The sequence below is a fragment of the Halomonas sp. SL1 genome (assembly GCF_003030865.2).
Classification (GTDB): domain Bacteria; phylum Pseudomonadota; class Gammaproteobacteria; order Pseudomonadales; family Halomonadaceae; genus Halomonas; species Halomonas halophila.
On record NZ_PYUQ02000021.1, the window covers coordinates 165,592 to 175,347 of the forward strand.

The 9,756-nt window shown below is 69.5% G+C and carries 12 protein-coding genes; 1 reads left to right on the top strand and 11 read right to left on the bottom strand.

All coding sequences use genetic code 11. The features are described from left to right. Positions 1 to 58: 58 nt before the first annotated feature. Positions 59 to 862: an iron-sulfur cluster carrier protein ApbC gene (apbC, locus tag C9J49_RS14790; protein ID WP_237022392.1), complete on the bottom strand. Its 804-nt coding sequence runs from the start codon at positions 860 to 862 to the stop codon at positions 59 to 61. Positions 863 to 1,166: 304 nt separating this feature from the next. Between apbC and C9J49_RS14795 the strand changes: the two genes are divergently transcribed. Continuing rightward, a complete protein-coding gene (locus C9J49_RS14795; protein ID WP_046080263.1) occupies positions 1,167 to 2,099 on the top strand; it encodes a YihY/virulence factor BrkB family protein in 933 nt (310 codons plus the stop codon). 33 nt (positions 2,100 to 2,132) lie between these two features. Here C9J49_RS14795 and C9J49_RS14800 read toward each other — a convergent pair whose 3' ends face one another. The 10 genes from C9J49_RS14800 to C9J49_RS14845 form a co-directional block, all read right to left on the bottom strand. Continuing rightward, on the bottom strand, positions 2,133 to 2,360 hold the full coding sequence (locus C9J49_RS14800) for a lipopolysaccharide assembly protein LapA domain-containing protein (protein ID WP_107182012.1): 228 nt from the start codon (positions 2,358 to 2,360) through the stop codon (positions 2,133 to 2,135). 89 nt (positions 2,361 to 2,449) lie between these two features. Further along, positions 2,450 to 3,874 carry a phospholipase D family protein gene (locus C9J49_RS14805; RefSeq protein ID WP_107182013.1) on the bottom strand — a complete coding sequence of 475 codons (1,425 nt, stop codon included), beginning with the start codon at positions 3,872 to 3,874 and terminating at the stop codon, positions 2,450 to 2,452. A gap of 156 nt (positions 3,875 to 4,030) precedes the next feature. Then, positions 4,031 to 4,624 (bottom strand): HupE/UreJ family protein, encoded by a 594-nt coding sequence (locus C9J49_RS14810; RefSeq protein ID WP_046080261.1) that lies wholly within the window; start codon positions 4,622 to 4,624, stop codon positions 4,031 to 4,033. Between the two features lie 247 nt (positions 4,625 to 4,871). Then, complete coding sequence (ureG, locus tag C9J49_RS14815) at positions 4,872 to 5,507, bottom strand: urease accessory protein UreG (protein WP_046080260.1); 636 nt, start codon at positions 5,505 to 5,507, stop codon at positions 4,872 to 4,874. 95 nt (positions 5,508 to 5,602) lie between these two features. Then, positions 5,603 to 6,286 carry an urease accessory protein UreF gene (locus C9J49_RS14820; RefSeq protein ID WP_173835050.1) on the bottom strand — a complete coding sequence of 228 codons (684 nt, stop codon included), beginning with the start codon at positions 6,284 to 6,286 and terminating at the stop codon, positions 5,603 to 5,605. Next, positions 6,276 to 6,791, bottom strand: coding sequence for an urease accessory protein UreE (gene ureE, locus C9J49_RS14825; RefSeq protein WP_107182014.1), 516 nt, complete (start codon positions 6,789 to 6,791; stop codon positions 6,276 to 6,278). Before ureE ends, C9J49_RS14820 begins: the two co-directional genes overlap by 11 nt. A gap of 10 nt (positions 6,792 to 6,801) precedes the next feature. Then, a complete protein-coding gene (ureC, locus tag C9J49_RS14830) occupies positions 6,802 to 8,541 on the bottom strand; it encodes an urease subunit alpha (RefSeq protein WP_107182015.1) in 1,740 nt (579 codons plus the stop codon). Further along, positions 8,538 to 8,861 carry an urease subunit beta gene (locus tag C9J49_RS14835; RefSeq protein WP_035595978.1) on the bottom strand — a complete coding sequence of 108 codons (324 nt, stop codon included), beginning with the start codon at positions 8,859 to 8,861 and terminating at the stop codon, positions 8,538 to 8,540. The genes ureC and C9J49_RS14835 overlap by 4 nt, the downstream gene beginning before the upstream one ends. A gap of 65 nt (positions 8,862 to 8,926) precedes the next feature. Beyond that, positions 8,927 to 9,229, bottom strand: coding sequence for an urease subunit gamma (gene ureA, locus C9J49_RS14840; RefSeq protein ID WP_035595980.1), 303 nt, complete (start codon positions 9,227 to 9,229; stop codon positions 8,927 to 8,929). A gap of 77 nt (positions 9,230 to 9,306) precedes the next feature. Beyond that, the coding region (locus tag C9J49_RS14845) for an urease accessory protein UreD (protein ID WP_146613017.1) at positions 9,307 to 9,756 on the bottom strand (450 nt) is incomplete at its 5' end.

A 9,756-nucleotide genomic window follows, 5' to 3' on the forward strand; every position in this document is an offset into this window, starting at 1 on the left:
GGGGCCGCCATGATAGCGGCCCCGGGGGCGGGCGTCACGGTTCTCGCCGCCGGCGGCCTCAGTCGCTGAACGAGATCGCCGGGCCGGCGTCGGGCGAGGCGCCCTCGAGCTGCTCGGCCACCTGACGGGCCATGGCACGGAAGCTGGCAGTGATCTCGCCGTCCGGCTCGGCGACCACGGTGGGTTCGCCGCCGTCGGCCTGCTCGCGGATCGCAAGCGTCAGCGGCAGCTGGCCCAGCACGCGGGTGTCGTATTCCCCGGCGATGCGCTCGCCGCCGCCCTCGCCGAAGATCGGCTCGCTGTGACCGCAGTTCGAGCAGACGTGCAGGCTCATGTTCTCCACCACGCCGAACACCGGCACGTTGACCTTGCGGAACATCTCGATGCCCTTGCGCGCATCCAGCAGCGCGATGTCCTGGGGCGTGGTGACGATCACCGCGCCGTCCACCGGCACCTTCTGGGCCAGCGTCAGCTGGATGTCGCCGGTGCCCGGCGGCATGTCGACGAACAGCACGTCCAGGTCGTCCCACACGGTCTGGGTCAGCAGCTGCTGGAAGGCGCCGGCGACCATCGGGCCGCGCCAGACGGTGGGCTCGCGGGTATCGATCAGAAACGCCATGGACATCACCTGCAGGCCGTGGGCCCGCATCGGCTTCATGGTCTTCTCGCCCGCCGCTTCGGGGCGTGCGCCCTCGGCCACGCCGAGCATCTTGGCCTGGCTGGGGCCGTGGATATCGGCGTCCAGAACGCCCACGCGATAGCCCTCGGCGGCCATGGCCAGCGCCAGGTTGGCGGTGACGGTGGACTTGCCCACGCCACCCTTGCCGGACGCCACGGCGACGATGTGCTTGACCCCTTCGATCACGACTTGCTCCTTACCTCGGTTGGGATGGCCGCCCGGGCGGCTCAGGCCATCAGTATACCCGCCGTCCCGGCGGCCGGTGAATGCCATCACGCTGCCCGGAAACGACAGACAGGATCACCCGCCGTTGACAGGTCTACGAGGGGCGCTGTGAACCCATCCATGGGCGCTAACGTTTGCAATCCCTGGCAAAAACCCCCTCAACGACCTGTCTTCGGCACCGGTCCGCCGGCCGCGGCGGGATTGACGCCAACGTCGTCGAGCGGCCTATCATGCCGTCAGACTTCCTCGACCCGGCCCCGCCATGACACCGCCTCCCGCCAGCGCCCCCTCGTCGTCTCGCCATTTTCGCCACAGCCGGCGGGTACTGAGCTTCGTATGGCGCGTGCTCGGCGCCTTCCTGCGCAATCGCGGCATCCTGCTGGCCGGCGGCGTGGGCTACAACATCCTGCTGTCGGTGGTGCCGCTGTTCGCGGTGATGGTGGTCCTGCTCGCGCGGGTGGTCGACGAGCAGCAGCTGCTCACACTGCTGGCCATCCAGGCGCGCCACCTGACGCCCGCCCACGCCGAGGTGCTGCTGGACGCCGTGCGCTCGCTGCTCGACTCGCGCGAGGCGATCGGCGTGCTGGGCCTGCCGGTGCTGCTGGTGTTCAGCTCCTTCGCCTTTCGCATGCTGGAGGACGCCCTGGCGATCATCTTCCACGCCCCGGACGCCCACGTCGGGCGCTCGGCCTGGGTCTCGGTGCTGATGCCCTACGCCTTCATGGTGGTGCTGGGCGCGGGGCTGATGGGCCTGACGCTGCTGGTCAGCTTGGCGGATGCGGTCAATACGCTGTGGATGGCGCTGCTGGGCAGGGAGCTGCCCCTGGCGGGGCTCTCGAACACGGCGCTGAACCTGACCAGCTTCGCCGGCGTGTTCCTGCTGTTCAGCGCCATCTACAAAGTGATGCCGGTGGTCAAGGTGGCGCTCAGGCGCGCCCTGGTGGGCGGCTTCGTCGCCGCGCTGCTGTGGGAGGGCGCCCGCCTGCTGCTGGTCTATTACTTCGCCCACCTGTCGTTCGTCAACGCCGTCTACGGCTCGCTGGCGACGCTGATCGTGGTGCTGCTGACCCTGGAAGTGGGCGCCATCATCCTGCTGCTCGGCGCCCAGGTGATCGCCGAGCTGGAGCGTAACGCCCGCCTGGGCCTGCCGTGGCATCTGGACTCACGGCATCAGGCGGTCACCCACGTCGAGTAGCCGATGACCGCCCGAACCTCCGGCGCCGGTGTCTCAGTGGTGCTTGGCGTGCCCTTGCTGGCCGCGCAGCCGCCTTACCAGCCCCATCAGGCTGCGGCCGCTGACCATGCCCAGCAGGTAGAGGGCCGCGATCAGCAGCGCCAGCGGCATCGAGAAGCTCCAGGTCAGCAGGCGCACCTGGACCAGATTCAGATTCTGCACGATCAATACCACCACCAGCGCCAGCAGCACCAGTTTCACGCCTAGCCAGAACCGTTCCATGCCCTTTCTCCCTTGTCATCTCGGATCGCCCGCAGGCAGCTTAAAGCTGGTCGGCGGCGGCGAGGCTGTCAAAGCCGAATGGCCAACGTTCAGAACGTCGAGAGCCCCGAGGCCTCCATCAGCCGGTAGCGCCAGACATCCACCGCCCCGGCGGCATCAGACTCGTCATAGGGCCGGCTGGTGGTGCGTTCCGGCGTGGAGTGCCAGCGGCGGGTGAAGAACGCCTCGGCGTCGGCCAGCGCCGGCAGGCTGGGCGGGCCCAGCAGCCGCACGCTGGTCTCCAGGTTCAGGTCGTCGAGGTTGCGACGGGTGAAGTTGGCCGAGCCCAGGATCAGCTCGACCTCACTCCCATCGGCGGTCCGGCGCATCAGCAGCTTGGTGTGGCACTGCTCCCCACGAGTCACGCACCAGCGCACCGGAATGCCGGCCGCCGCCAGCTCGTCGGCCACCGGCCGATTCGGAATGCCGCCCTTGTCGAGGCCGAAGGCCTCGCGGTTGGGATCGAGCAGCACCCGCACCTCGACGCCGCGCCGACGCGCCGCGATCAGTGCCTCGATCAGCTCGCGATGGGCCAGATAGAACACCGCCACGTCGAGGTGATCGCCCTCCCCGGCCCGCTCCACGGCGGTGACCAGCGCATCGCGGATCGCGCCCTCGGTCAGCAGCTGCAGGCGAGCGCCAGGCAGGTCGTCCTCGGCGGGCGGCGGCGCGGGGCCGGGCACGGTGACGCCGGACCAGCCCGCCACCGCGCGCTCCGAGGCCAGCAGATCGAGGGCCGCCGCGCCCTCGACGCGCAGCGCCACGTTGCCGTGCAAGCTGCTGGCATCGTGGGGGTTGGCCGAGGTCACGAGCCCTGCCCAGCCGTCGCCCTGGTCCACCACCAGCGTCTTGCGATGGTTGGCCTTGACGTTGGCCAGCGCCAGATAGCTGCGCAGGGTGACGTCTCCCGGCCCCAGCGCATTGGGCAGCCAGCCGGCGGACACCTGATTGCCGAGCCAGCGCGGCCCCAGCTGCCACAGTCCCGACCACAGCGGATTGGAGGCGCGCAGCCGATTCAGATCGGTGATCGCCACCTCCACGCCGGCCTGGCGCAGGCGCTCGAGGTGGTCGAGCTCGAGGCCGCCGTAGAGGGTGTTCAGCGGATCGGTGATCAGGATGGCGCGCAGCTCGGGATGGCGGCGCCGCTGACGGACCAGCGCCTCGGTGAGCTCCGCGGACAGCGGGCGGAAGTCGACCCCGTCGGCCGCCCCGGCGAAGTCGTTGAACAGGAACATGTCGACCACCACCAGGCGCTGCGCCTGGCCGATCATCGCCAGCGCCTCGTCGAAGATCGCCTGGCGGCGATGGCGCTCGCCCGCGGCGTCGTACCAGGTCTCGTCGGTCAGCAGCCGCGGCGATTCGGCCACGCGCAGCGGATGGGCCTGGCCCACGCCCTCCGGCAGCGGCTTGTAGCGCTGCCAGACGCCCATGGCCAGCCACGCCAGCAGCAGCACCCCGAGCCACCATGGCCACATCCGTCGTCTCCCCGTCCCGCTTCTCATGTCGCGCCTCCCTGGCAGCCATCGAGGACACCATCGCCCTCGCTTATCGGCGCCAGCATAGCGCGGGGCTGGCCTCGACGCAGCGCGCCCGGCACGAGGCCGGGCGCGAAGACATCCTGCGGCGTGCGATCAGCCGATGGCGAACAACGCGCCCATGGCGGCGATGGCCGCGCCCAGGCCGCGCAGCACCCGCTGCTCGCGGGTCATCAACCAGCCGGCGACGCGGCGACCGACAACGGTCAGGGCCAGGGTCGCCAGGCTGAAGCCGGCCAGGTACAGCAGGGTGCTGGCCCCGTGCGGCATCTCGGCGGCGTGGGCATGGCCGTGGAAGACCATGAAGGTGACCACGGCAACGCTGCCCAGCGCCGCGGGCACGCGGGCCAGGGCCGCGACCAGCACGCCGGCCAGCAGCACGCTCATGGCGATGCCGAACTCCACGCCCGGCAGCGCCACGCCGCCCCAGGCCAGGCCGGCGCCGAGCAGCATGCCGCCCACCGCGAGCAGCGGCACGAAGCGGCCCATCGAGGCCGACTGACGCACGCTGAACAGGCCGACGGCCAGCATCGCCAGCAGGTGATCGAGGCCAAACAGCGGGTGGCTCAGGCCCGCCGCGAAGCCGCCGCCGGCGACCTCGTGACCGGGATGGGCCCAGGCGCTGCCGGCCACCAGCATCAGGGAAGCGGCGCCCAGGGCGCGCGAGCGAACGAGGGATGAGAGGTTCATGGCGATCTCCTTGCCGTGATAATCAGAGTGGCTTGCAGAAATGACGCTCGTCCGGCGCCAAGACCAGCGAGGGCGCTGTAAACCCTTCCCTGGGTGCTACCGACGCCCTGCGGCGCTTTCGCATCCTGCGCCGCTTGCAGGGCCTGTGCCGGCCATCCATGGCCGGCCCGTTCGGAGCTATGCTCCTCACCCTTGGCGTAGGACCCTCGCTTTGTCTTGTCCCCGACGAACATGGCATTGGTGACGATCAGTCTGCGTCGGCGTGCTGGGGCCGGCGCTCCGGCAGCATGCCGCGGTCGAGGATGAAGGCGATGATCTCCTCGAGCCCCACCCCGTCGTGCAGGTTGGTGAACACGAAGGGCCGCTCGCCGCGCATCATCTTCGCGTCGCGCTCCATCACCGCGAGCGAGGCGTGGACCTGCTCGGCGATGTCGATCTTGTTGATGATCAAGAGATCCGACTTGGTGATGCCCGGACCACCCTTGCGCGGGATCTTGTCGCCGGCGGAGACGTCGATCACGTAGAGCGTCAGATCCGAGAGCTCGGGGCTGAAGGTCGCCGACAGGTTGTCGCCGCCAGATTCGACCAGCACCAGCTCGAGCTCAGGGTGGCGTGCCTGGAGGTCGTCGATGGCGGCGAGGTTCATCGAGGCGTCCTCGCGGATGGCGGTGTGCGGGCAGCCGCCGGTCTCGACGCCGAGGATACGATCCGCCGGCAGCGCCTCGTGACGGGTCAGGAAGTCGGCGTCCTCGCGGGTGTAGATATCGTTGGTGACCACGGCGATATCGTAGTGATCACGCAGGGCCCGGCACAGCTGCTTGAGCAACGCCGTCTTGCCGGAGCCCACCGGGCCGCCGACGCCGATACGCAGGCAATGGGTCATATTGTCTCTCCTTTTTACTTTCCTGAATCTTCTGTGTTCCTGAAGCGGTCCCGGTGCTGGCGACGCACTGGCCTCACCACACCAGCGGTCGCCTTCTAGCTTCGAAACAGCCGCGAGTACTGGGTCTCGTGCTGGGCGCTGGCCAGCGCCAGGCCGGGCAGCATCGGCCCGAGTGCGTCGTCGTCGCATTCGAGGGCCGCGTCCGTCGCCGCCACCAGCGACGGGCGCAGGCGCTCGATCAGCCGCTGGGCGGCGGTGTGGCCGAGCGGCAGCGCCTTGCAGGCCACGGCGAGCTGGTTCTCGAGCCAGGCCCAGGCGAAGCCGAGCAGCGCCTGGCGCGGCGTCACGCCCCGGGCCAGCGCCAGCCAGGCGAAGACGCCGACATAGCCCATGCCCTCTAGCCGGTAGGGCTCGTCCGGCGTCAGCCCGAGGCTCGTCACCAGCCGCGTCAAGGCGCTGCCGAGACGTGCCTCCTCGGCGGCGAGCTCGGCGGTCTCGCGGGTGGCGGCGAGCCAGCCGTTCCAGTGCTCGAGCGCCTCGACGTCGTCCTCGGCCCAGGCCGCCATGAAACGCGCCAGGGCCGGCAGCTCGCAGCGTGCCAAGCCGTCGTCGAGCACGCCTTCCAGCCACTCGCCGAGATCGTCCTCGCCGCACACCCAGTCGAGCTCGAAGGCGCTTTCCAGGCCCTGGGACCAGGCGAAGGCGCCGATCGGCAACGCCGGGCTGACCAGCTGCATCAGCCCCAGCAGCGCCAGGTCGTCGCTCGACTCAGTGGGCATGGTCATGACCGTGATGGTGGCCGTGGTGATGGTGATGCCCCCCCTCCCCGGCGCGTGCATAGGCGCCTGGCTCGGGATCGAAGGGCGCTTCGTGGTGCTCGAGCCGCGCGCCCAGGCGCTCGGCCAGCTCCTCCAGCACGTGATCCGGCGGGAAGCGGACCCAGCCCAGACCGGTAGACCCCGCATCGACATCGGCGCCGATGGCGAGCTGCACGTGGCGGTTACCCAGGTGATAGCTCAGCCGCGCCAGCGGCAGGCCCGACTCGAGGCGCGCGGTAACCACCGGCTCCACGGCGGCCTGGACGCGGATCGTCTGTCCATCCTCGCCGGTCAGCCCGTCGCCGTGGCGCAGCACCGGCCCGCGGTCGAGGAATATCCCGACCTCGCGGCCACCGTCGGAGCTGGCCTTGAAGCGCCCGCGCGTGCGGGTCGCGTAGTCGAGGGTCAGGGTATCGACGGCGGCGCTCTCCTCGATCGGCCCCAGGCGTTCGGTCAATGTCAGCATCGTCACTTCCTTAGAACAGGTGATAGCGCTGGGCCAGGGGCAGCTCGGCCAGCGGCTCGCAGGTCAGGAGTTCACCGTCGCAGCGCACCTCGTAGGTCTGCGGGTCGACGCTGAGCTCCGGGCAGGCATCGTTGAGCTTCATGTCGCCCTTGCGCACCTCGCGCACGTTACGGCACGCCACCAGCTCGCTGTCGAGCCCCAGCCGCTCCTTGATCCCCGCATCCAGCGCCGCCTGGCTGACGAAGGTCACCCGGGTGGCGCTGGCGGCGCGGCCGAAGGCGCCGAACATCGGCCGGTAGTGCACCGGCTGCGGGGTCGGGATCGAGGCGTTGGGATCACCCATCGGCGCGGCGGCGATCATGCCGCCCTTGAGGATCAGCGCCGGCTTGACGCCGAAGAAGGCCGGGTCCCACAGCACCAGGTCGGCCAGCTTGCCGACCTCCACCGAGCCCACCTCGTGGCCGATGCCGTGGGTGATGGCCGGGTTGATGGTGGTCTTGGCGATATAGCGCTTGGCGCGGAAGTTGTCGGCGCCGAGCGCCTCGTCCTCGGGCAGCAGGCCGCGCTGGATCTTCATCTTGTGGGCGGTCTGCCAGGTGCGGCAGATCACCTCGCCGACCCGCCCCATGGCCTGGGAGTCCGAAGCGATCATCGAGATCACCCCCAGGTCGTGGAGGATGTCCTCGGCGGCGATGGTCTCGCGGCGAATGCGCGAGTCGGCGAAGGCCACGTCCTCGGGGATGTTCGGGTCGAGGTGATGGCACACCATCAGCATGTCGAGATGCTCGTCGATGGTGTTAACGGTATAAGGCCGAGTCGGGTTGGTCGACGACGGCAGCACGTAGGGCTTGGCGCAGGCGGTCAGGATGTCAGGCGCGTGGCCGCCGCCGGCGCCCTCGGTGTGATAGGTGTGGATGGCGCGTTCCTTGAACGCCCCCAGGGTGTCCTCGACGAAGCCCGACTCGTTGAGGGTGTCGGTATGGATGGCGATCTGCACATCAAAACGCTCGGCCACCGACAGGCAGGTGTCGATCGAGGCCGGCGTGGTGCCCCAGTCCTCGTGCAGCTTGAGGCCCATGGCGCCGGCCTCGAGCTGGGCCTCCAGCGCCTCGGGCAGGCTGGCGTTGCCCTTGCCGAGCAGGCCGATGTTCATCGGCAGGGTGTCGATCGCCTGCAGCATCTTGCCCAGGTGCCAGGCGCCGGGGGTGCAGGTGGTGGCGTTCGAGCCGGTGGCGGGACCGGTGCCGCCGCCGAGCATGGTGGTCACGCCACTGGCCAGCGCCTCCTCCACCTGCTGCGGGCAGATGAAGTGGATGTGGGCGTCGATGCTGCCGGCGGTGAGGATCTTGCCCTCGCCCGCGATCACCTCGGTGCCGGGGCCGACGACGATCTCCACGTCGGGCTGGGTGTCCGGGTTGCCGGCCTTGCCGATGGCCGCGATGCGCCCGCCCTGGAGGCCCACGTCGGCCTTGACGATGCCCCACCAGTCGAGAATCAGGGCGTTGGTGATGACGGTGTCCATGACCGCGTCGTCCACGCGCTGGCTCTGGCCCATGCCGTCGCGGATCACCTTGCCGCCGCCGAACTTCACCTCGTCGCCGTAATGGGTCGCGTCACGCTCGACCTCGATCCACAGCTCGGTGTCGCCCAGACGCACGCGGTCGCCCACCGTGGGGCCGTACATGTCCGCATAGGCCTGGCGACTGATCTTGCTGGGGGTGGTGTTGGGCGCGTCCTTGGATGCACTCATGAAGTTTCTCCCTGATCGAGGCTGCCCATGACGTCGCCACGGAAGCCATAGATGCGCCGATGGCCGACGAACGGGATCAGCGTCACCTCCCGCGACTGGCCGGGCTCGAAGCGGATCGCCGTGCCCGCGGCCACGTCGAGGCGACGCCCGCGCGCCAGGTCCCGATCGAAGACCAGCGCCGGGTTGGCCTCGGCGAAGTGATAGTGGGAACCGATCTGCACCGGGCGGTCGCCGGTATTGGCCACCTCGAGGGTGATCCGTTCACGCCCCTCGCAGAGTGCGATCTCGCCGTCCTGAAGCCGATATTCACCGGGAATCATCGATGCTCCCTCTTCGTTATTGGCGGTTATCCCATTGACGAAAAACTGATCGAGTACAGCCAGTTTTAGACGATGGGGTGATGGATGGTGACCAGCTTGGTCCCGTCGGGGAACGTGGCCTCCACCTGCACCTCGTCGACCATCTCGGCCACGCCCTCCATGACGTCGTCGCGTCCGAGGATCTCGCGGCCCGCGCCCATCAGCTCGGCGACGCTCTTGCCATCGCGGGCGCCTTCCATGATCTCGCAGCTGATCAGCGCCACGGCCTCTGGATAGTTCAGCTTCAGGCCACGGTCGCGGCGCCGCTCGGCCAGCAGGCCGGCGGTGAACAGCAGCAGCTTGTCCTTGTCTCTCGGGGTCAGTTCCATCGCGGTCACTCCCTCGCCATATCGTGATCGTTCGATGCCAGGGCGTGGCGGGCCAGGCCCCGGCTGGTGTCAGTCCGTCAGGTCAGCCAGATGCGCGGCACGCTGGCCGGCCGCCCCGCCAGCCGCGGGCGCAGCACTTCCCAGGCCCGCTGGCAAAGCGCCCAGGCGACGTTGCGTTCATTGCCCAGGTAGCGCAGCAGCAGCACGCCCTGGCGCACCGTCACCGCCCATTCCCGACTCGCCGGCAGCGCCTCGCGCAGCTCGGCGATCACGTCCGCCTCGTCATCGAGCCCCACCGCCCACAGCGTCGCCTGTACCCTGGCGCCCCCCTGCCCCCAGGCGCCGCGGAAGCGACGATGGGTCGGATCCAGCACCTGGCGTTCGCACCATAGCGGGCGCCCCTCGCGGGTCAGGCGAAAACGCTGCTCGATGACGCCGGAGACATAGGGCAGCCGGCTTGCCGGCCGGCCCAGGGCCAGCACCTCCCAGCCCAGGCAGCGCGCCCCGCCGGCCAGCTCGATGTCGGT

Excerpts from the sequence above, each read along its gene's own strand:
- ureE (WP_107182014.1), bottom strand. The coding sequence starts at position 6,791 with ATGCTGACATTGACCGAACGCCTGGGGCCGATCGAGGAGAGCGCCGCC.
- ureG (WP_046080260.1), bottom strand. The coding sequence starts at position 5,507 with ATGACCCATTGCCTGCGTATCGGCGTCGGCGGCCCGGTGGGCTCCGGC.
- ureA (WP_035595980.1), bottom strand. The coding sequence starts at position 9,229 with ATGGAACTGACCCCGAGAGACAAGGACAAGCTGCTGCTGTTCACCGCC.
- C9J49_RS14835 (WP_035595978.1), bottom strand. The coding sequence starts at position 8,861 with ATGATTCCCGGTGAATATCGGCTTCAGGACGGCGAGATCGCACTCTGC.
- C9J49_RS14800 (WP_107182012.1), bottom strand. The coding sequence starts at position 2,360 with ATGGAACGGTTCTGGCTAGGCGTGAAACTGGTGCTGCTGGCGCTGGTG.
- C9J49_RS14820 (WP_173835050.1), bottom strand. The coding sequence starts at position 6,286 with ATGCCCACTGAGTCGAGCGACGACCTGGCGCTGCTGGGGCTGATGCAG.
- C9J49_RS14795 (WP_046080263.1), top strand. The coding sequence starts at position 1,167 with ATGACACCGCCTCCCGCCAGCGCCCCCTCGTCGTCTCGCCATTTTCGC.
- C9J49_RS14805 (WP_107182013.1), bottom strand. The coding sequence starts at position 3,874 with ATGTGGCCATGGTGGCTCGGGGTGCTGCTGCTGGCGTGGCTGGCCATG.
- ureC (WP_107182015.1), bottom strand. The coding sequence starts at position 8,541 with ATGAGTGCATCCAAGGACGCGCCCAACACCACCCCCAGCAAGATCAGT.
- C9J49_RS14810 (WP_046080261.1), bottom strand. The coding sequence starts at position 4,624 with ATGAACCTCTCATCCCTCGTTCGCTCGCGCGCCCTGGGCGCCGCTTCC.